This window comes from Mycobacterium sp. E735, assembly GCF_001666955.1.
Classification (GTDB): Bacteria; Actinomycetota; Actinomycetes; order Mycobacteriales; family Mycobacteriaceae; genus Mycobacterium.
In genome coordinates this window covers 1-20,082 of record NZ_LZIX01000001.1, presented here as the reverse complement: position 1 = coordinate 20,082, position 20,082 = coordinate 1, and the positions used below count along the sequence as shown (strand labels likewise).

Below are 20,082 nucleotides of genomic sequence, written 5' to 3'. Positions count from 1 at the left end.
CTCGCACGCCCAGGCACCCATTACGCTGTTGTGCGACATGAGTAGATCGCGGACGCCCGGCGCGGGCAGCCACCCCGGGCGCGTCCTGTTGTGGTGCGGGCTCTGGCTGCTGGCGGCGGCGGGGCTGGGCTATGTGGCCTGGCAGCTGTTCGGACACACGCCCTACCGCATCGACATCGACGTGTATCAGATGGGCGCGCAGGCCTGGATGCAGGGGCATTCGCTGTACCACGGCGATGTGTTGTTCCACACACCGATCGGGCTCAACCTGCCGTTCACCTATCCCCCGCTCGCCGCGATCGTGTTCTGCCCGTTCGCCTGGCTGCACATGCCGGCCGCCAGCGTCGCGATCACGGCGCTGACGCTGGTGTTGCTGGTCGTGTCGACGCTGATCGTGCTGACCCGCCTCGACGTCTGGGCCGCGTCGACGGCGCTGCCCGGCCCGGCGTGGCTGCGCCGCTGGTGGCTCGCGGTCGTCATCACCGCGGCGGCGACGATGTGGCTGGAACCGGTCACGTCGAACTTCGCCTTCGGCCAGATCAACGTCGTGCTGATGACCCTGGTGATCGCCGACTGCGTGCCGCGCCGCACACCGTGGCCGCGCGGCCTGTTGCTGGGCCTGGGCATCGCGCTCAAACTCACGCCGGCCGTGTTCCTGCTGTACTTCCTGCTGCGCCGGGACAACCGCGCCGCGGTGACCGCGCTGATGTCCTTCGTGGGGGCGACGGCGCTCGGTTTCGTTCTGGCGTGGAGCGATTCGTGGGAGTACTGGACGCACACGCTGGCCCACACCGACCGGATCGGCGAGGCCGCGTTGAACACCGATCAGAACATCGCCGGGGCGCTGGCCCGCATCGGGCTGGGCGAGCAGCAGCGCTTCCTGCTCTGGGTGGCCGCCTCGCTGCTGGTCCTGGCGCTGACGGTGTGGGCGATGCGCAGGGTGCTGCGGGCCGACGAGCCCGTGCTGGCGGTCGTGTGCGTCGCGCTGTTCGGGTTGGTGGTCTCGCCGGTCTCCTGGTCACACCACTGGGTGTGGGGGCTGCCGACGGTCGTGGTGCTGGCCGTGCTGGCCTGGCGGCGCCGCAACGTGGCGCTGGGCGTGGTCGGCGCGGCGGGGGTGGCGCTGATGCGTTGGTCGACGATCGACCTGCTACCCAAGCATCACGAGGCGGCGGCCGTCTGGTGGCGGCAGCTCGCGGGGATGTCCTACGTCTGGTGGGCGCTGGCGGTCCTCGTCGCGGCCGGGCTGACGGTCACCGCGCGCACGCCCGCGCGGGATTCCGCCCCGCAGCGATTGACGCCGGTGACAGCGGTCGGCTGATCGCGACGGTTCAGCCGACGGCGGTTTCGGGAATCCGCGCGGCCTCGCCGGTCGATCCCTGACCGGACGCCCCGTTGCGGTTTTCCTTGACGCTGGCGGCGTAGATGTCGACGTACTCCTGGCCGGAAAGCCCCATCAGCTCGTAGATCACCTCGTCGATGACGGCGCGCTCGATGAAGCGGTTGCCGGCCAGCCCTTCGAAACGGGAGAAGTCCATCGGCTTGCCGAAGCGGACGGTGACCCGCCCGAAGCGCAGCATGTTCGAGCCGGGCGGGTTCACGACGTTGGTGCCGATCATCGCCACCGGGATCACCGGCACCCCGGTGTGCAGCGCCAGCCGCGCCAGACCGGTCTTGCCCTTGTACAGCCGGCCGTCCGGCGAACGGGTGCCCTCGGGGTACATGCCCAACAACTTGCCCGCCGACAGCAGCCGCTCGGCGGTGTTCAGCGCGGCCTGCGCGCTGTCGGCGTCGGTCCGGTCGATCGGCACCTGGCCCACCGCGGTGAAAAACCAGCGCTGGAACCAGCCCTTCAAGCCGGTTCCGGTGAAGTATTCGGCTTTCGCCAGGAAGGTGATCCGGCGGCGCACCACCAACGGCAGGTAGAAACTGTCCATCACCGCTAGGTGATTACTGGCCAGGATCGCCGGGCCGGAACTCGGAATATGTTCCAGGCCTTCAACTTTCGGCCTACCGAGCAGGGCCAGCAACGGGCCGAGGAGTATGTACTTGAATAGCCAGTACCACATGGCCCTCCCTCTCGCCCGCCCGCCGGTGTTCTGCGCCAACTGTACCCATCGCGTGGGCGGCGGACCACCTCCGGCGCGGCCGGGTCACTCCTCGACGGTGACGGGGATGGGCTGATACCGGGTCCTGGTCGTGGCCTCGGGACTCGCCGGCCCGGCGCCACCGTCGTCGGTCGGCCCGTCGGGCGGCGGTTTGGCCGCGCCGTTGATGTCGTCGAGCATGGCGCGCACGACCTCGAGCAGGGCGATGCTGTGGTCGGCGATGACGGTGATCAGCGGGTGCTGATCACCGGTCGCCAGCGCGGCCAGCGCGCAGACCGGGCACCACACCTGCTGACACTTGCCGGTCCCGACTCCCCGGCCCGCCGTCAGCGCGGCCGCCGTCCGCATCGCCGGATCGATACCGTCCAGGATCGCCTGGGCGAGCCTGCGCAGCTCCGGACCGATTTCGGAATGACCCCCACTCACTTAGGCCACACCTCCGGGTCTGGTCGAAATCGGACTGTCAGCTCGCTACCGCGCAGGTGGGCGTCCAGCACCGTGCACCGTCGCAGCACGGATGCCAGGCGAACCCTGCGCCGCAACCCGCCCGCGCTGATGATCAGGTCGTCATCGACGCGCCCCAACGTCAGCCCCGACGGATCGAGTTGCGGCAACGCTAGCCGCATCCGGTAGATCGAACCAAGTCCCGTGCCGGATTCCAGGTCCACCGTCGGACGCAGCGGTCCCGGCGGGGGCGTTCCGCCACGGCGGCGGGCGTTGTCGAGCAAAGCGCCCAGCGCCTTGGGGCCGATCGGCTCGCCGGACAGATGCGGAGTCATGACCAGGGCCACCTCACCGATGGTGGCGTCGAGCTCGTCGAGAACACCACGTTGTTCGGAAATGCGTTCGGCGTACCAGTAAAACGCGGGGTGCTCCGGCAGGTTGCGGTATTCGTAGGACTCGTCCTCGGCCAGGACCTGGTTGACGATGAGTTCCTCGACGCGCACCCCCATCAGGGCCAGCGACCCGAGCGTCCTTGCCGCCTCGGCCGCAACCACCCGCTCGGGCGTCAACACCAAATGCGCGCTGACTAATTCGCCGTCGGTCAAAAGGGCACCGAGCCCCTCGACGCTTGCGCTGATGCGCTCCAGCAGTTCCACCGCCGCCGCGGACCGCGCGTCGTCGGCGCCGACGGAGAGCCGGCGATGGCGCGGCCACGCCCGCTCGACGTACAGCCCGAAGGTGGCGGGCAAGGTCAACATCCGCAGCGCGTCGGCGGTCGAGGCGCAGTCGACGACGATGCGGTCCCAGGCGCCGGAGCAGGCCAGCTCACCGACGGCGTGCAGGCCGAGCACCTCCTGGACCCCGGGCAGCGCCGAAAGCTCTTCTGGGGCAATGGTACTCAGCTCCGAGTCGGGAAATCGCCGATCCAGCGTGTCGACCACGTCGCGCCACCGCACCTCGAGCAGGACCAACGTGTCCAACGCCAGCGCGTCCAGAAAACCACCGCCGGCCTGGGCGTCATCGGCGAGGACCCGAACCAGTTCGTCCTGGCTGGGCGGGACGGGAACACCGAGCACGTCGCCCAGCGAGTGCGCCTGATCGGTGGAGACCACCAGCACGCGCTGGCCCGCGCTCGCGGCGCTGACGGCCGTGGCGCAGGCCAGCGTGGATTTTCCTACCCCGCCCTTACCAACGAAGAGGCTGATCCGGGCCGGGGTGGGCGCCGGCGATTGGCTGGACTCACTCAGCCCTCGACTCGTTTCTTCAGATCCTTCAACGCGGTGTCGGTCAGCCGGCGTTCGGCCTTGCGCTTGAGCAGGCCGATCATCGGGACGGCGAGGTCGACCGAGAGCTCATAGGTCACCTCGGTGCCAGATCCCTTGGGCGCCAACCGATATGTGCCTTCCAGCGAGCGCAACAGCGAGCTGGAGACCAGTGTCCAACTGACCGATTGCCGGTCCTTGGGCCACTGGTAGGCCATGACCAAGGTGTCCTTGAGCACGGCGGCGTCCAGCACCACCCGCGCGACTTTCGGGTTGCCGTCGGCGTCCGTCTCCTGGACCTCGGCCTCGCGGTACTCCGAGATCCATTGCGGGTAGGAATCGATGTCCGCGATGACGTCCATCACGGTGCCCGGGTCGGCCTCGATGTAGATGGTCTGCGACGTTTTTTCCGCCACCTGGTGCTGCCCTCTCTCCCGCAAGCGGTCGACGCCGCCGGCGGGGAACTACCGTGCGGGTCTGACCCCCCGGGCCTACGGCCCGAAACGGTACTCTCCCTGCAAGCCTGACCCGGCTAAACTACCGGAGAAACTCCGACCGGACGTGACCGTTCCAGTGTCGTCTTGACCTCGAAGGCCATTTTCTTGCCCGCCACCCGACGGCGGTGTGTCATTTTCGCCAGATTGAGCTTGGCCAGCTGCCAGGCCGCCACGCCGGTCGGCTCGGCATGCAGGAAGTAGTGCAGCACAACCCCGTCCAGTGACGGCTCCAGCCAGATCTCCATGGTGCCGGTCAGCGCGCCGGTGATCGCCCACCGGATGCCTTTGTCGGCCCGGTCCTCGACGACCTGCAGCCGCAGGTCCGGCCACCAGCGACGCCAGCACGACCGGTCGGCGACCGCGGCCCCGACCCGCGCACCGTCGGCGGCGATGAACGTCTCGTCCGCGATCTGGATGCTGTTCACCACCCCAGCTTCACACAGCTCTCCCGAGGCCCCGCAGACTGCCACCATTCCTGCATGAACGCGCGGATTAGGCTGGACCACAACCAGCCGTCCCCCCGGACCGTCAGCCAAGCCAAAAAACGAGGTCAGTAAGAGTGCGTGAGTACAGTGTCCCCGCCCGTTTCACCGTCGGCGAGCACGACAACATCGCGGCCATGGTCTTCGAGCACGAGCGATCAGATCCCGGCTTCGTCATCTTCCGCCGTCAGGTCGACGGCGTCTGGACCGACGTCACCTGCGCCGAGGTGGCCACACAGGTTCGCTCCGCGGCGCTGGGCCTGATCGGCCTCGGCGTGCAGGCCGGCGACCGGGTCTCCATCTTCTCGGCCACCCGCTACGAGTGGGCGATCATCGACCTCGCGATCCTGTCCGTGGGCGCCGTCACGGTGCCGATCTACGAGACGTCGTCGGCCGAACAGGTGCGCTGGGTGCTGCAGGACTCCGAGGCGGTGCTGGCCTTCGCCGAAACCGACGCGCACGCCGCGATGGTCACCGAACTCACCGCCGAGCTGCCCGCGCTGCGCCGCGTGCTGCACATCGACGGGTCGGGCCCCAAGGCACTCGACCAGCTCGCGGAGGCCGGCGCGTCGGTGGAGCCCGCCGAGCTCACCGCCCGCCAGGAGGCGCTGCGCGCCGACGACCCGGCGACGCTGATCTACACCTCCGGCACCACCGGACGGCCCAAGGGCTGCCAGCTCACCCACTCCAACCTGCTGTACGAGACGCGGGGCGCCAAGGAGTGCCTGCCGACGCTGCTGGACGAGGGTCAGCGGCTGCTGATCTTCCTGCCGCTGGCCCACGTGCTGGCGCGCTCGCTGACACTTTCGGCGTTCGCCAACAAGGTGACCGTCGGGTTCACCAGCGACATCAAGAACCTGCTGCCGATGTTCGCCGTGTTCAAGCCGACGGTCGTGGTGTCGGTACCGCGGGTGTTCGAGAAGGTCTACAACACCGCCGAGCAGAGCGCGGTCAACGACGGCAAGGGACGCATCTTCGCCGCCGCCGTCCAGACCGCGGTCGACTGGAGCCAGGCGCAGGACCGCGGGCGCACCGGGCTGGTGCTACGCGCCAAGCACGCGCTGTTCGACCGGCTGGTCTATCACAAGCTGCGCGCCGCGCTGGGCGGGGAATGCCACGCGTCGGTCTCGGGCGGCGCCCCGCTGGGCGCGCGGCTGGGCCACTTCTACCGTGGCGTCGGGCTGACCATCCACGAGGGCTACGGCCTGACGGAGACCAGCTCGGCCATCACGGTCAACCAGGTCGGCAACGTGCGGATCGGGACGGTCGGAACGTTGTTGCCGGGCAACAGCATACGCATCGCCGAGGACGGCGAACTGCTGGTCCGCGGCGGCGTGGTGTTCAGCGGCTACTGGCGCAACGAGCAGGCCACCAACGACGCGTTCACCGACGGCTGGTTCAGGACGGGTGACCTCGGCGCGCTCGACGAGGACGGCTTCCTGAAGATCACCGGCCGCAAGAAGGAGATCATCGTGACCGCCGGCGGCAAGAACGTCGCCCCGGCGGTGCTCGAGGACCAGCTGCGGGCGCACGCGCTGATCAGCCAGGCCATGGTGGTGGGCGACGCCAAGCCGTTCATCGGCGCGCTGATCACCATCGACCCCGAGGCGTTCGGCGCGTGGAAGGAGCGCAACCACAAGGCGGCCGGCGCGTCGGTGGCCGACCTGGTCAACGACCCCGACCTGGTCGCCGAGGTGGACGCCGCCGTCAAGCACGCCAATCAGTCCGTGTCGCACGCCGAGTCCATCCGCAAATTCCGCATCCTGCCGGTCGATTTCACCGAGGACACCGGTGAGCTGACGCCGACGATGAAGGTCAAGCGCAACGTGGTGGCCGAGAAGTTCGCCTCCGACATCGACTGGATCTACGAAAAGGAATAGCTAGCCGCGCCCGGCAGCGGTGGGCGACCATCCCGTTCTCTCCGGTTCGAGGTGGCGCACTGCGGACCGCCACCGCTTGCGAGCGTCACGCCAGCATGACGGGGGGCGTCGAGCGTCACGCCAGCGTGACGCTCGAGCGGCTAGGCGCGCAAAAGCTCGGCCAGCCGGGCGGCGAGCGTGTCCCACCGCCAGTGGGCCTGCACCCACTCGCGTCCGGCCGCCCCCATTGCCGCGGCCCGGTCCGGATCGCCGAGTACCTCGGTGACGGCGTCGGCGACGGCGTCCGGCGACCGTCCATCGACCACCAAGCCAGTCTTGTTGTGCTGCACGGCTTCCGGTGCCCCGCCGGAGTCGCCGGCGATCACCGGCTTGCCGGTCGCGGACGCCTCGAGGAACACGATGCCCAGGCCCTCGACGTCCATGCCGGCGCCGCGGGTGCGGCACGGCATCGCGAAGACGTCGGCCAGCGCATGGTGGGCGGGCAGTTCGGCGGCCGGCACACCCCCGGTGAACGTCACGTGCTCGGCGACCCCGCAGTCGCGGGCCAGCTTTCGCAGCGAGTCCAGGTAGGGACCGCCGCCGACGATCACCAGGGCCGCGCCGTCTACGCGTTGCCCGATCGACGGCAGCGCCTTGATCAGGGTGTCCTGGCCCTTGCGCGGCACCAGCCGGGACACGCACACGACCGTCGGCCGCTGGCCCAGCCGATACCGGTCGCGCAGCTCGGCGCCGGCCGCCGGGTCGGGCCGGAACCGGTCGGTGTTGACCCCGGGCGGCAGGTATTCCAGCGAGGCTTTGGGTCCGAACGCCGGCGCGAACCGGGCGCGGGTGTAGCGGCTGACGAACGTGACGACGTCGGTGGTGTCGCCGATGCGGCGAAGCACCGACCGGGCGACCGGGAGCATCGACCAGCCGACCTCGTGGCCGTGCGTGCTGGCCACCACCCGGGTCGCGCCGGCCTGGCGCGCGCGCGACGCCAGCAACGCCAGCGGCGCCGCCGCCCCGAACCAGACGGTGTCGATGTCGTTCTCGGCGATCAGCCGGCGCATCCGAGCGTCCACCGCCGGTCCCGGCAGCATCAGCGTGCCCGGGTGACGGAACACCCGGTAACCGGCCGCCCCGGCCGACTCGTCGAAGGCGTCGGCGCCCTTCCACTGCGGCGCGTACACCGTCACCGAATGCAGCCGGGCATCGACCAGCCGTCCGACGAAGTCGTTCAGGTAGGACTGGATCCCGCCCGGCCGGGGCGGAAAGTCGTTGGTAACCAGCAGGACCCGACTCACCGCGTCAGGCTAGCCTGCGCGCGCACCCGGGCCGTGCGGGGCATCTCCTCAGCCCGGGTGGGTCAGCCAGTCGTGCCAGCGCGCGAGCAGGCCGGCCGAGTCGGTCGCCAGGACGTCGTGGACGGCGGCGGGCACGTCGGTGCGGCGGACACCGCAGACGGCCAGATACAGGTCGCGCAGCTTGGCCGCGCCGTAGGTGTCGGCGACGAAACGCGCGAACCACCAGGCCCGGTCATAGGCGAGCGAGCGCTGCGACCCGGGCGCGTCCAGGTCGGCGTCCGAGGGCAACGTCAGCGGCACCGGCAACGCGTCGGCGGACACCGGCGTGCGGGGCCGGGCGACGAAGTCGGCCACGCCCTCGGCCAGCCATCGGGGCGCGTCCGCGGCGGTCTCCGCCCGAGCGGCGTAGTGAAAAAGCTCGTGCGCCAACACGATTCGGAGCGCCCCCTCGGTCATGGTGGCCGCGCCTGGCGCAAAGACGATCCGCTCACCCACCGCCGCCCGGTGCGCCGGATCGAGGCGGTCGGCAACCGTTATCGCCGCGATGTCCACCCACTGCGCCGCCGGTCCCCCGCCGGCGTCGGCGCGAAACTCCTCGTCGGTGCGGGCCGCGACCAGCGAGATGTCGCGCGACCATTGCACGCCCCAGAACCCCTCGACGGCGTCGATCGCGGCGCCGGCGTCGGAGGCCAGCCGTGACAGCAGACGATCACTGGCCGGGCCGCCGAAACCGGCCAGCCGAACGGTGCGGTCACCGACGGCCAGCGACTTCGTCGTGGCGCTCGCCTGGGTGCGCGTCGGCGTGACCAGCTGCGCCGGCCGGATCCCGACACCGCGTCCGGCTTCGAGCGGCACGGCCGCCGCGACGATGAGCTCGACCAGGAATACCCAGGCCAGCAGCAGCGTGAGCCGACGGGCGGGGCCTCTAGTAGCGGCGGGCGTCGTGGACCGGGCCTGCGGCATTCATCGGCACCACCCGCACCGGCTGGCCGTAGGTGGAGGAATGGATCACCATGCCGTCACCGACGTAGAGGCCGCTGTGTGACGCGTCGTTGTAGAAGGTGATCACGTCCCCGGGCTGCAGGTCCGACAGCGCCACCGGTTGGCCGCCTGTGGCCTGCGCCTGGCTGGAGTGGGGCAGCGAAATGCCGGCCTGCTGGAACGCCCACATCACCAGCCCGGAGCAGTCGAACCCGCCGGGCGCGGCACCGCCCCACACATAGGGCGAGCCGACCTGGGTCAGCGCCGCCTGCACGACGGTCGCGCGGTCACCGCCGCCGAACGGCCCGGGCATTCCGCCGGGGGGCGGCGCCTCACCGGGTGCCTGCCCCGCGGGCGGCGGCGCGCCCGGGGGCGCGGCCTCCGGCGCGGGCGCGCCGGGTGCCGGGAGACCGGCCGGGATGGGCCCGGGATCGGCGAGCGCCGTGCGCTGCTCGGGCGACAGCGAGACGTACTGCGACTTGACGACCGCGATCTGCACCTGCAGCTGACTTTGCTTGGACTGCAGGCTCGCGCGCACTGCGGCGGCCTGCTCGGCCGCGCTCTTGGCGTCGGCGGCGGACTTGGCGGAATCCCGCTCGGCCTTGGCGGCCTGCTCGCCGGCGACCCGGAAGTTCGTCATCTGGTCGGCCATCTGCGTCGCCATCTGGCGCTGCATGGCCAGCTTGTCGATCAGCCCCTGCGGCGACCCGGCGGTCAACATGGCCGTCATGCCGTCCACGCGGCCGCCCATGTAGGTCGCGGCGGCGAGCTTGTTGACGGCGCTCTGGTAGGACGCCAACCGGGCCCTGGCCGCATCGACGGCGGCCTGGGCGTCGTCGTGCTTCTTCTCCGCCGCACGCTCGGCCACCAACTTGTCGTTCAGGTCGAGCTGCGCGCTGTGCATCGCCTCGGTGGTCTGCTCGGCCTGGCGGGACAACTCGTTGAGTTTCGCCAGCGCGTCGTCGGCCGGGTCGGCCGAGACGTGCGCAGCAAGGACACCCGTTAACACAGTGAAGCCCGCTAGCGTCCCGATGGCAGTTCGTGTGAGGACACGCGCAAACGGGTATCTAGAGTCAAGCCTCAAGATTTTGCTTCCTTAAACGGCCACCGACGCGCCCTCGCGCCGTCGAGCTGGTTTAGGTCTCAAACAGGTTACGAAACGATATCGACGTTTGTCCAAAGCGAGCGGTTAAGAAATTGGATAGATTTCTGTCATTATCGTGTGAACGACGCTGACCCCCTCGTAAGCCTTTGGCACACAAAGCATCCTAGGCGACGCCCGAATCGTGCTCGCGGCGGATGGGCACCAGCCGCAATCGCGGCGCCAGGCCGACATCGGCGAGCACCGCCAATGCAGCGCATTCGTCTTCCAACAAAGTTTCCGGGACCCCGAGTATCACGCTGACTACGCAATCGCGGCACCCGGGCCCGCGCACCGCGCAGTCGTCGCAGTCGATCACCACCGGGGCGCCCGCATCCGGCGCCTTCGCGCCGTAGCCGTCGGGTCTGCTGCTTCGTGCCATCGGGATCGGTCCTCTCGGTCGGGCTGGGTGAACGTCAGGTCGGACTGTCCGAACGGTAACCGCAGCCACCGACAACCAGCCGGCACCGCGTTTCGGCTGGCAACAGGCTCGACTCGCCCCGGCGTGGGAGCCGCGCGGGTGTCGGTGGTCGCGCTTAACCTCGCGGCCATGGGTGCCGGTGGTGCGACTCAGCTCAGCTTCGCCGACTTGGGGTCGCCCTTTGCCACCGCCGACGCCCCGCTGCGCGACACCACATTCGTGGTGGTGGACCTGGAAACCACCGGCGGCCGCACCAAGGGCACGGACGGAAGCGCCCCCGACGCCATCACCGAGATCGGCGCGGTCAAGGTTCGCGGCGGCGTGGTGCTCGGCGAGTTTGCCACGCTCGTCGACCCGGAACGCAGCATCCCGCCGCAGGTCGTGCAGCTGACCGGCATCACCACCGCGATGGTGTCCGACGCTCCGAGGATCGACGCGGTGTTGCCGATGTTCCTCGAGTTCGCCGGGGACGCGGTGCTGGTCGCGCACAACGCCGGGTTCGACATCGGGTTCCTGCGCGCCGCGGCGGCGCGGTGCGACATCGCCTGGCCCCGACCGCGGGTGCTGTGCACGGTGCGGCTGGCCCGCCGGGTGCTCAGCCGCGAGGAAGCCCCCAGCGTGCGGCTGGCCGCCCTGGCGCGGCTGTTCGCCGTCGCCACACAGCCCACCCACCGCGCCCTCGACGACGCGCGCGCCACCGTCGACGTGCTGCACGCCCTCATCGAGCGGGTGGGCAATCAGGGCGTGCACACCTACGCCGACCTGCGCGCCTACCTGCCGGACGTGACGCCGGCCCAGCGGCGCAAGCGGGTCCTCGCCGAGGGCCTGCCCCGCCGGCCTGGCGTCTACCTGTTCCGCGGGCCGTCGGGCGAGGTGCTCTACGTCGGCACCGCCGTCGACCTGCGCCGCCGGGTCGGCCAGTACTTCACCGGCGCGGACCCGCGCGGCCGGATGAAGGAGATGGTCAACCTGGCCACCTCGGTCGACCACGTCGAGTGCGCCCACGCCCTGGAGGCCGGCGTCCGCGAACTGCGGCTGCTGGCCGCGCACGCCCCGCCCTACAACCGCCGGTCGCGGTTCCCGCACCGATGGTGGTGGGTGGCGCTCACCGACGAGGCGTTCCCGCGGCTCGCGGTGGTGCGGGCGCCCCGCCATGACCGCGCCGTCGGCCCGTTCCGCTCGCGTGCCGACGCCGCCGACACGGCCGCCCTGCTGGCCCGCTTCACCGGGCTGCGGACCTGCACCGCCCGGCTGGGGCGCTCGGTCCTGCACGGCCCGGCCTGCGCCGAGGTCGAGGTCTCGCCGTGCCCCGCGGCGCGCGGCGTCACGGCGACCCAATACGCCGCGGCCGTCGCGCACGCCACCGCCTTGATCGACGGCCTGAAGAATGCCGCCCTGGCCGCCGCCGTGGACCAGGTCGCGGCGCTGGCCGAGCGCCGCCACTTCGAGAGCGCCGCCCGCCTGCGCGACCGCACCGCCACAGCCGTCGAGACCCTGTGGCGCGGCCAGCGGCTGCGCGCCCTGGCCGCGCTGCCCGAGCTGATCGCGGCCGCGCCCGACGGACAGGGCGGCTACCACCTCGCCGTCGTCCGGCACGGCCAGCTCGCGGCGGCGGGCTCCGCCCGGCGCGGGGTGCCCCCGATGCCGGTGGTCGACGCGATTGTGGCTGGGGCACAAGCGATTCTGCCGAGCCCGGCCCCGCTCGGCGGTGCGCTGGTGGAGGAGTCCGCCCTCATCGCGCGCTGGCTGGCCGGCCCGGGGGTGCGCATCGTCCGCGTCGACGACTCCCCCGACGCGGCGGGGTGGGCGTCACCGTTGCGCTCCGCCGGCGGGTGGGCGGCGTGGGCGGCCTCGGCGCGCTCGGCCCGGTTGGCGTACGAGCAAGCGGCCCAACGTGATTCAGACCTGCTGGCCGAACCGCACCCATCGCGCCAGCAGCTGTTCGGCCGCACCGGAATCGATCGCCGCGCCGGCGCGCCGCAGCCCGTCCTCCCACGCCGGCAACCATTCAGCGCGGCTGGATAGCCCGGCGTGCGCGACGATCGCACCGGCGGCGTTGAGCACGACGGCGTCCCGGACCGGGCCCTTTCCGCCGGCCAGCACCGCGCGCACCTCCGCCGCGTTGGCTTGCGCGTCGCCGCCCAGCAGATCGCCCAGATCGGCTCGGGCGAAACCGAAGCCGGCCGGATCGAAGGTCAGCCTGTCCACCGTGCCGGCCTGCACGCGCCAAATCGTGCTGGTGGTGGTCGTGGTCAGCTCGTCGAGCCCGTCGTCGCCGTGCACCACCAGCACGCTGGACCGGCGACCGGCGAACACCCCCGCCATCACCTCGGCCAGGTCGGCGAATGCGCAGCCGATCAAGCCCGCCCGCGGCCTGGCCGGATTGGTAAGCGGCCCAAGAAGATTGAACACCGTCGGCACGCCGATCTCGCGGCGCGCCGCGGACGCGTGCCGGTACGACGGGTGAAACAGCGGCGCGAAGCAGAACCCGATGCCCACCTCCGCGAGGCTCCGCGCGACCTGCTCGGGTTCGAGCTCGATGCGCACCCCGAGCGCCTCCAGCGTGTCGGCGCCGCCGGCGAGCGACGACGACGCGCGGTTGCCGTGTTTGACCACCGGCACGCCCGCGGCGGCGACCACGATCGCCGCCATGGTGGACAAGTTGAAGGTGTTGGCGCCGTCACCACCGGTTCCGACGATGTCGACGGCACCGGAGGCGATGTCGCGCACGCCCGCGGGCAGCGGGCGGGCGTGGCTCAGCATGACCTCGGCCAGCTCGCTGACCTCGGCCGAGGTGGGCACCTTCATCTTCATCGCCACCGCGAAGGCGGCGACCTGGGCCGGGCTCGCGTCGCCGGACATGATCTGGGCCATGGCCCAGGCTGCCTGGCCGCGGGGCAGATCGTGGCGGTCGGTCAACCGGCCCAGGATCCGCGGCCACGACGGCGCCGTTCCCGCCGCGCCCGCGGCGGAACCCCCGAGGGATGAAGCCTCAGATGACAGAGCCACGCGCCGATGGTCCCACGAGGACCGAACCTCCCCCAACCGTCGCATACGGCCGCCCGCTCCCGCCGTGGTCGCGACGCGAAAACATCAAATGCCGCCCCGGGTGGAGTTCAACAACTACAAAGCGTCATACTTGCGGATGTGACCAGCGCTGTAGGGACCTCAGGTACTGCAATCACGTCGCGGGTTCATTCGTTGAATCGACCCAACATGGTCAGTGTCGGCACCATCGTTTGGCTCTCCAGCGAGCTGATGTTCTTTGCCGGCCTGTTCGCGATGTACTTCACCGCGCGTGCGCAGTCGGGCGGAAAGTGGCCGCCGCCGCCGACCGAACTCAACCTCTATCAGGCCGTACCGGTGACGCTGGTGCTGATCGCGTCGTCGTTCACCTGCCAGATGGGCGTGTTCGCGGCCGAACGCGGCGACGTCTTCGGGCTGCGCCGGTGGTACGTGATCACCTTCCTGATGGGCCTGTTCTTCGTTTGCGGGCAGGGCTACGAGTACTACCACCTGGCCACCCACGGCACGACGATTCCGGGCAGCGCCTACGGCAGCGTCTTCTACCTGGCGACCGGTTTCCACGGGCTGCACGTCACCGGCGGTCTGATCGCGTTCATCTTCCTGCTGGCCCGCACCGCGATGAGCAAGTTCACTCCGGCGCAGGCCACCGCGAGCATCGTCGTGTCCTACTACTGGCATTTCGTCGACATCGTGTGGATCGCGCTGTTCACCGTGATCTATTTCATCCGATGAGCCGACGGCTCCGAATAACGGAATGAACAGGAGTGCTCGGTTGAAGAAGCTGGGGTCCATGCGAAACCGGAAGCCGCGAAAAGCAGCGAGTGATCGCTCCCGGCGGCGGCTGCGCCGCCGCTTGTCCGGCGGGCTGCTGCTGCTGATCGCGCTGACCATCGCCGGCGGGCTGGCGGCCGTGCTGACGCCGCGCCCGCAGGTGGCCGTCGCCGACGAGTCGTCCTCGGCGCTGCTGCGGACCGGCAAGCAGCTGTTCGAGACGTCGTGCGTCTCTTGCCACGGCGCCAACCTGCAGGGCGTGCCCGACCGCGGCCCCAGCCTGATCGGGGTCGGCGAGGAGGCCGTCTACTTCCAGGTGTCCACCGGCCGGATGCCCGCGATGACGGGCGAGGCCCAGGCGCCGCGCAAGGAGCCGATCTTCGACGAGGCGCAGGTCGACGCCCTGGGCGCCTACGTGCAGGCCAACGGCGGCGGCCCGACCACGGTGCGCAACCCCGACGGCAGCCTGGCCATGAAGTCGCTGCGCGGCGAGGACCTGGGCCGCGGCGGTGACTTGTTCCGGCTGAACTGCTCCTCCTGCCACAACTTCACCGGCAAGGGCGGGGCGCTGTCGTCGGGCAAGTACGCGCCGCCGCTCGAGCCGGCCAACGAGCAGCAGATCCTGGCGGCGATGCGGACCGGCCCGCAGAACATGCCGAAGTTCTCCGACGGCCAGCTGTCCTTCGAAGCCAAGAAGGACATCATCGGCTACATCAAGGCGGTCACCGAGGAGCGCCAGCCCGGCGGCTACGGCCTCGGCGGCTTCGGGCCCGCGCCCGAGGGCATGGCGGCGTGGATCATCGGGATGGTCGCCGCCATCGGTTTGGCACTGTGGATTGGGGCACGAGCATCATGAGCGAAAAGGACGTTCGCGGCTCCGACACCGGCGGAACCGCCCATGGTGTCGGCGAGAGGGAACCCGACGACGCCGCGCTGGCGGCCATGTCGCGCGACGAGCTGGTGGCGCTGGGCGGCAAGCTCGACGGCGTCGAGACGATCGTCAAGGAACCCCGCTGGCCCGTCGAGGGCACCAAGGCCGAGAAGCGCGCCGAGCGTGGGGTCGCCCTGTGGCTGCTGCTCGGCGGCGGCTTCGGCCTGGCGCTGCTGCTGGTCTTCCTGTTCTGGCCGTGGGAGTACAAGCCCAAGAGCGCCGCGGGCAGCCTGCTCTACGACCTGGCCACCCCGCTGTACGGGCTGACCTTCGGGATGTCGATCCTGTCGATCGCGATCGGCACCATCCTCTACCAGAAACGGTTTATCCCGGAAGAGATTTCGATCCAGCAGCGCCACGACGGCGCCTCGCGGGACGTCGACCGCAAGACGGTGGTAGCGAACCTGACCGACGCCCTGGAGGGCTCGACCGTCCGCCGCCGCAAGGTGATCGGGGCGTCGCTGGGGCTGGGCCTCGGCGCGTTCGGCCTGTCGACCCTGGTGGCCTTCGCCGGCGGCCTGATCAAGAACCCGTGGAAACCGGTGGTGCCCACCGCAAACGGGAAGAAGGCGGTGCTGTGGACGTCCGGGTGGACCCCGCGGTACGCGGGCGAGACCATCTTCCTCGCGCGGGCCACCGGCTCCGCAGGCGCGTCGCCGTTCATCAAGATGCGGCCCGAAGACCTCGACGCAGGCGGCATGGAGACCGTGTTCCCGTGGCGGGAATCCGACGGTGACGGCACCACGCCGGAATCGCAGGAGAAGCTGCGGGCGATCAACCAGGGCGTCCGAAACCCCGTGATGCTCATCCGGATCCGGCCCACGGACATGCCGCGGGTGGTCAAGCGCCAGGGCCAGGAGAGCTTCAACTTCGGCGAGTTGTTCGCCTACACCAAGGTCTGCTCGCACCTCGGTTGCCCCGCGTCGCTGTACGAGGAGCAGTCCTACCGAATCCTGTGCCCCTGCCACCAGTCGCAGTTCGACGCCCTGCACTTCGCCAAGCCGATCTTCGGCCCGGCGGCCCGTGCGCTGGCGCAACTGCCCATCACGATCGACTCCAACGGGTATCTGGTCGCCAACGGTGACTTCGTCGAACCCGTCGGACCGGCATTCTGGGAGAGGACGACAACATGAGTCCCAAACTGAGTCCCCCGAAACCGCCGAAGATCGGCGATGTTCTGGCCCGTCAGGGCGAGGACATCGACACTCGCTATCACCCCTCGGCGGCGGTGCGCAGGCAGCTGAACAAGGTCTTCCCGACGCACTGGTCGTTCCTGTTGGGTGAGATCGCGATGTACAGCTTCATCGTGCTGCTGCTCACCGGCGTGTACCTGACGCTGTTCTTCGACCCGTCCATGGCCGAGGTCACCTACAACGGCGCCTACCAGCCGCTGCGCGGCGTGGACATGTCCAAGGCGTTCGCCTCGACCCTGGACATCTCGTTCGAGGTGCGTGGCGGCCTGTTCGTTCGGCAGGTACACCACTGGGCCGCTTTGATTTTCGCCGCCTCCATCATGGTCCACCTGGCCCGCATCTTCTTCACCGGCGCGTTCCGGCGGCCCCGCGAGGCGAACTGGGTGATCGGCTCGCTGCTGCTGATCCTGGCGATGTTCGAGGGGTACTTCGGCTACTCGCTGCCCGACGACCTGTTGTCGGGTATCGGCCTGCGCGCCGCGCTGTCCTCGATCACGCTCGGGATGCCGGTGATCGGCACCTGGCTGCACTGGGCGCTGTTCGGCGGCGACTTCCCCTGCGGCGGCATCGGCAACGAGTGCGCGACGGTGGGCACCATCATCCCGCGGATGTACGCGCTGCACATCCTGCTGCTCCCCGGGATCATCCTGGCGCTGATCGGGCTGCACCTCGCGATGGTCTGGTTCCAGAAGCACACCCAGTTCCCCGGCCCGGGCCGCACGGAGCAGAACGTCGTGGGCGTGCGCGTGATGCCGATCTTCGCGGTGAAATCCGGCGCGTTCTTCGCCGCGATCGTGGGCGTGCTCGGACTGATGGGTGGGCTGTTGCAGATCAACCCGATCTGGAACCTGGGCCCCTACAAGCCATCTCACGTCTCCGCCGGCTCACAGCCCGACTTTTACATGATGTGGACCGAGGGCCTGGCGCGTATCTGGCCGCCGTGGGAGTTCTACTTCTGGCACCACACCATCCCGGCGCCCGTCTGGGTGGCGCTGCTGATGGGCCTGATCTTCGTCCTGCTGATCGTCTACCCCTTCTTGGAGAAGCGGTTCAGCGGCGACTACGCCCACCACAACCTGCTGCAGCGGCCGCGTGACGCCCCGGTGCGCACCGCGATCGGTGCGATGGCGATCGCGTTCTACATGGTGCTGACGCTCAGCGCGATGAACGACATCATCGCGTTGAAGTTCCAGATCTCGCTGAACGCGACGACCTGGATCGGCCGCATCGGAATGGTGGTCCTGCCGCCGGTGGTCTACTTCATCGCCTACCGGTGGTGCGTGGCGCTGCAGCGCAGCGACCGGGAGGTGCTGGCGCACGGCATCGAGACGGGCATCATCAAGCGGCTGCCGCATGGCGCGTACATCGAGCTGCATCAGCCGCTCGGCCCGGTCGACGACCACGGCCACCCGCTACCGCTCGAGTATCAGGGCGCGGCACTGCCGAAGCGGATGAACAAGCTGGGCTCGGCGGGTTCACCCGGGCACGGCAGCTTCCTGTTCGCCGACCCGGTGTCGGAGGATGCGGCGCTGCGCGAGGCGGCACACAGCTCGGAGCAACGCGCCCTCACCGCCCTGCGCGAGCACCAGGAGAGCACCGTCGGTTCAAACGGCAAGAACGGCGAGCACCACTAGCCTCGCGCTGGTTCGGTGACAGCCGTGCCGCACTGTTGGTGCGCGGCCCGCAGGATGGAGCCGGCGGTCAGAAACGCCGGCTTCACCTGGTCGCGCGCCTCGACGGGTAGGTCGGCCGCGCAGCGCAACACCATCAGGGCGAGCGCGCTGTAGGTCGCGTACGGGATGACCAGCAGGTTGACGCGTGCGTCGGCCCCGATGACGGTCATCACGTGCTGACGTTTCCGTTCCCATCCGGACCAGTTCAGGTCGGGCGGCCGCTGCAGCGGTGGCCAGTTGACGTTGATGGACTCGACCTCCCCAAGCAACGGGGTCAGGACGGCGATCAGCTCGGGCAACTCGTTGGTGATGCGGTCCGCGCGTGGCCACCACGCGCCGTCGATCGCCCGCCCGAGCTCACGCCCCACCGACAGCCGGACGGGGTTGGCTCGACGTCGGCGTTCCGGCGCGCTCATCGACGGGCTCGGCGGTCGTGGCCGGTTGTGGCATCCACGGGCGGTTTCCTTCACGTCGGCGTCGTTCGCCCCGGCGGGCGCGGGGCGGACGGAGGAATCGCATTGCCCGTGGGTGGCACCCGCACCGATCGCACGGACCACCGCTGACAACGAAACGGCTCGCCGTCGACGCTACGCCCCCGGTGACCTGTCGGGACGGCCAGGGTGACCCCACCGACGCCGGAATCGCCCCGGTGTCGCGGCAACCGGCTCGGCCCCGCCGGTCCACTAGAGTTGTGGGTGCCTGACCGTGGCGCTGTCCTGGTGAGCGGGGGGCCGAAACGGTGAGGACGGGCGTAATGGCAATACAGGACTGGGCCGACGCGCCAGAGATCCATCCCTCGAAGATCCGCGTCGGCGACATCATCGGCACGCTGCGTCCCACGCAGCTGCGCTACACCGTCAAGATGATCAGCGGACCGCAGACGACCCCGCGGCGCTGGACGTTCTTCGGCCGCGACGCCAACGGCGCGCAACACACCGGCACCTTCGGCGAGGACGAATCGGTTCGCCGGTACGGCAAGGCGTCCTGACCGGCGCCTACCCCGCGTCGACGACCCGGCGCAGCTGGCGAACGTGCAGCCATTCGATCGCCGGCATCCCGGCGGTGACGACACCGGCGACTGCGTACGCGGCCCAGGACGGGCCGTCGTGGCCCACGGCCATCAGGTAGGTGGCCGTCGCCACCGCGACCAGCGCCCCGCCCAGCGCGGTCACCAACAGCACGGTGCCGCGCAACCAGACCCGATCGACGGTCTCACCCGACCAGTCGGAATCTCCCGCCGGAGCCGGCGCCTGGGGCCGCGGTTGCCGCGCCCGCTCGGCCGCGGTGCGCGGCGCCTGCGACATCAGCCGCACCGGCGGCCTGCTGGGCGCGGTCATCCCCCGGGCGGCCGGGTCGGTCTGGGCCATCCGGCGCGCCCGTATCAGCATCGGAATCGCCCCGGCGATGATCAGCGCGGACACGATGATCACGGCATACAGCACCCACGAGGTGGAATGCGTGTTGCTGGCCGCCTTGTGAAAGCCGCGGCCCAAGTCCGCCAGCGCGACGGTCGCGGCCACGCTCACCCCCAGCAACACCAGCCAGACCGCCGCGCACGCACCGATCAGGATGCGGTCGATCACGTCCGGCGAAATGGTGTCGTCGCCGCGGCGGTACGCCGAATACCTGCTGACCATCAGCAGCTCGTCTGCGGTGCGTCGTTGGTGTTCGACGAGAGGACCGTTCCGTCGCTCGTCGTGATCGAGCAGTTGAGCCGGCTGACCCGGAAGAGGCTGGACGCCTCGACGGAGCCCACGTCGGACTGCGAGATCGGCGTGACCGTCATCGACCACGGGATGTACACGTTGTGCTGCGTACGCCGCCGCCCGGACGCGTCGACGTAGGTCACCGAGATGATGTCCCCGGGCGCCTTGGTGCCGGTGACCGAGTAGGTCACCTGCCGCGGGCCGGCCGACCTGAACTGGTCCGGATGGGAACGGAAACGTCAGCACGTGATGACCGTCATCGGGGCCGACGCACGCGGCAAC

General features: G+C 70.0%; 19 protein-coding genes and 2 pseudogenes. 8 read left to right on the top strand and 13 right to left on the bottom strand.

Features of this window, described 5'->3' with window-relative positions; genetic code table 11:
- The first annotated feature begins 37 nt into the window (after positions 1-37).
- Positions 38-1,321, top strand: coding sequence for a glycosyltransferase 87 family protein (locus tag A5704_RS00100; protein WP_067758535.1), 1,284 nt, complete (start codon positions 38-40; stop codon positions 1,319-1,321).
- A gap of 10 nt (positions 1,322-1,331) precedes the next feature.
- Here A5704_RS00100 and A5704_RS00095 read toward each other — a convergent pair whose 3' ends face one another.
- From A5704_RS00095 to A5704_RS00075, 5 genes are all read right to left on the bottom strand, one after another.
- Positions 1,332-2,069, bottom strand: coding sequence for a 1-acyl-sn-glycerol-3-phosphate acyltransferase (locus A5704_RS00095; RefSeq protein WP_067758531.1), 738 nt, complete (start codon positions 2,067-2,069; stop codon positions 1,332-1,334).
- An 84-nt stretch (positions 2,070-2,153) separates the two neighbouring features.
- The gene (locus A5704_RS00090; RefSeq protein ID WP_067758528.1) at positions 2,154-2,534 is read right to left on the bottom strand and encodes a hypothetical protein; all 381 of its coding nucleotides are present in this window, start codon (positions 2,532-2,534) and stop codon (positions 2,154-2,156) included.
- Positions 2,531-3,799: an ArsA family ATPase gene (locus A5704_RS00085; protein WP_197499102.1), complete on the bottom strand. Its 1,269-nt coding sequence runs from the start codon at positions 3,797-3,799 to the stop codon at positions 2,531-2,533. Before A5704_RS00085 ends, A5704_RS00090 begins: the two co-directional genes overlap by 4 nt.
- On the bottom strand, positions 3,796-4,230 hold the full coding sequence (locus A5704_RS00080; protein ID WP_067758522.1) for an SRPBCC family protein: 435 nt from the start codon (positions 4,228-4,230) through the stop codon (positions 3,796-3,798). Before A5704_RS00080 ends, A5704_RS00085 begins: the two co-directional genes overlap by 4 nt.
- A gap of 116 nt (positions 4,231-4,346) precedes the next feature.
- Positions 4,347-4,736: a polyketide cyclase / dehydrase and lipid transport gene (locus A5704_RS00075; protein ID WP_067758671.1), complete on the bottom strand. Its 390-nt coding sequence runs from the start codon at positions 4,734-4,736 to the stop codon at positions 4,347-4,349.
- Positions 4,737-4,870: 134 nt separating this feature from the next.
- On the opposite strand from A5704_RS00075, the gene A5704_RS00070 reads away from it, so the two are divergent.
- Positions 4,871-6,673, top strand: a complete 1,803-nt coding sequence (locus tag A5704_RS00070; RefSeq protein ID WP_067782944.1) for a long-chain fatty acid--CoA ligase — start codon at positions 4,871-4,873, stop codon at positions 6,671-6,673.
- 140 nt (positions 6,674-6,813) lie between these two features.
- Here the strand turns inward: A5704_RS00070 and pimB are convergent, their stop codons facing one another.
- The 4 genes from pimB to A5704_RS00050 form a co-directional block, all read right to left on the bottom strand.
- Positions 6,814-7,956, bottom strand: a complete 1,143-nt coding sequence (pimB, locus tag A5704_RS00065; protein ID WP_067758516.1) for a GDP-mannose-dependent alpha-(1-6)-phosphatidylinositol monomannoside mannosyltransferase — start codon at positions 7,954-7,956, stop codon at positions 6,814-6,816.
- A gap of 48 nt (positions 7,957-8,004) precedes the next feature.
- Positions 8,005-8,856, bottom strand: a complete 852-nt coding sequence (locus tag A5704_RS00060) for a hypothetical protein (protein ID WP_067758668.1) — start codon at positions 8,854-8,856, stop codon at positions 8,005-8,007.
- 25 nt (positions 8,857-8,881) lie between these two features.
- Positions 8,882-10,021 (bottom strand): peptidoglycan hydrolase RipC, encoded by a 1,140-nt coding sequence (gene ripC, locus A5704_RS00055; RefSeq protein WP_067886736.1) that lies wholly within the window; start codon positions 10,019-10,021, stop codon positions 8,882-8,884.
- A gap of 184 nt (positions 10,022-10,205) precedes the next feature.
- Positions 10,206-10,460, bottom strand: a complete 255-nt coding sequence (locus A5704_RS00050) for a hypothetical protein (protein WP_067758511.1) — start codon at positions 10,458-10,460, stop codon at positions 10,206-10,208.
- Positions 10,461-10,628: 168 nt separating this feature from the next.
- On the opposite strand from A5704_RS00050, the pseudogene A5704_RS00045 reads away from it, so the two are divergent.
- A pseudogene (locus A5704_RS00045) lies at positions 10,629-12,461 on the top strand (DEDD exonuclease domain-containing protein); the annotation flags it as partial.
- Here the strand turns inward: A5704_RS00045 and trpD are convergent.
- The gene (trpD, locus tag A5704_RS27245; RefSeq protein ID WP_231968675.1) at positions 12,399-13,508 is read right to left on the bottom strand and encodes an anthranilate phosphoribosyltransferase; all 1,110 of its coding nucleotides are present in this window, start codon (positions 13,506-13,508) and stop codon (positions 12,399-12,401) included. The pseudogene A5704_RS00045 and the gene trpD sit on opposite strands and share 63 nt — an antisense overlap.
- 138 nt (positions 13,509-13,646) lie before the next feature.
- On the opposite strand from trpD, the gene A5704_RS00040 reads away from it, so the two are divergent.
- From A5704_RS00040 to A5704_RS00025, 4 genes are read left to right on the top strand one after another with little or no spacing between them, the layout of a single operon-like run.
- Positions 13,647-14,258, top strand: a complete 612-nt coding sequence (locus tag A5704_RS00040; RefSeq protein ID WP_067274561.1) for a heme-copper oxidase subunit III — start codon at positions 13,647-13,649, stop codon at positions 14,256-14,258.
- Between the two features lie 40 nt (positions 14,259-14,298).
- Positions 14,299-15,153: a cytochrome c gene (locus A5704_RS00035; protein WP_082950336.1), complete on the top strand. Its 855-nt coding sequence runs from the start codon at positions 14,299-14,301 to the stop codon at positions 15,151-15,153.
- The gene (locus A5704_RS00030; RefSeq protein WP_067758505.1) at positions 15,150-16,361 is read left to right on the top strand and encodes a ubiquinol-cytochrome c reductase iron-sulfur subunit; all 1,212 of its coding nucleotides are present in this window, start codon (positions 15,150-15,152) and stop codon (positions 16,359-16,361) included. Before A5704_RS00035 ends, A5704_RS00030 begins: the two co-directional genes overlap by 4 nt.
- Complete coding sequence (locus A5704_RS00025; protein WP_067758502.1) at positions 16,358-18,055, top strand: cytochrome bc complex cytochrome b subunit; 1,698 nt, start codon at positions 16,358-16,360, stop codon at positions 18,053-18,055. The genes A5704_RS00030 and A5704_RS00025 overlap by 4 nt, the downstream gene beginning before the upstream one ends.
- On the opposite strand, the gene A5704_RS00020 is transcribed toward A5704_RS00025, so the two are convergent.
- A complete protein-coding gene (locus A5704_RS00020; RefSeq protein WP_067758662.1) occupies positions 18,052-18,510 on the bottom strand; it encodes a DUF5994 family protein in 459 nt (152 codons plus the stop codon). The two genes, A5704_RS00025 and A5704_RS00020, sit on opposite strands and share 4 nt — an antisense overlap.
- Positions 18,511-18,848: 338 nt before the next feature.
- Here A5704_RS00020 and A5704_RS00015 point away from each other — a divergent pair, with 338 nt between their 5' ends.
- Positions 18,849-19,082 (top strand): hypothetical protein, encoded by a 234-nt coding sequence (locus A5704_RS00015; RefSeq protein ID WP_067758499.1) that lies wholly within the window; start codon positions 18,849-18,851, stop codon positions 19,080-19,082.
- Positions 19,083-19,089: 7 nt separating this feature from the next.
- Here the strand turns inward: A5704_RS00015 and A5704_RS00010 are convergent, their stop codons facing one another.
- Positions 19,090-19,731 (bottom strand): DUF2561 family protein, encoded by a 642-nt coding sequence (locus A5704_RS00010; RefSeq protein ID WP_067758496.1) that lies wholly within the window; start codon positions 19,729-19,731, stop codon positions 19,090-19,092.
- A pseudogene (locus tag A5704_RS00005) lies at positions 19,731-20,006 on the bottom strand (MmpS family transport accessory protein); the annotation flags it as partial. The gene A5704_RS00010 and the pseudogene A5704_RS00005, both read right to left, overlap by 1 nt.
- Positions 20,007-20,082: the final 76 nt, after the last annotated feature.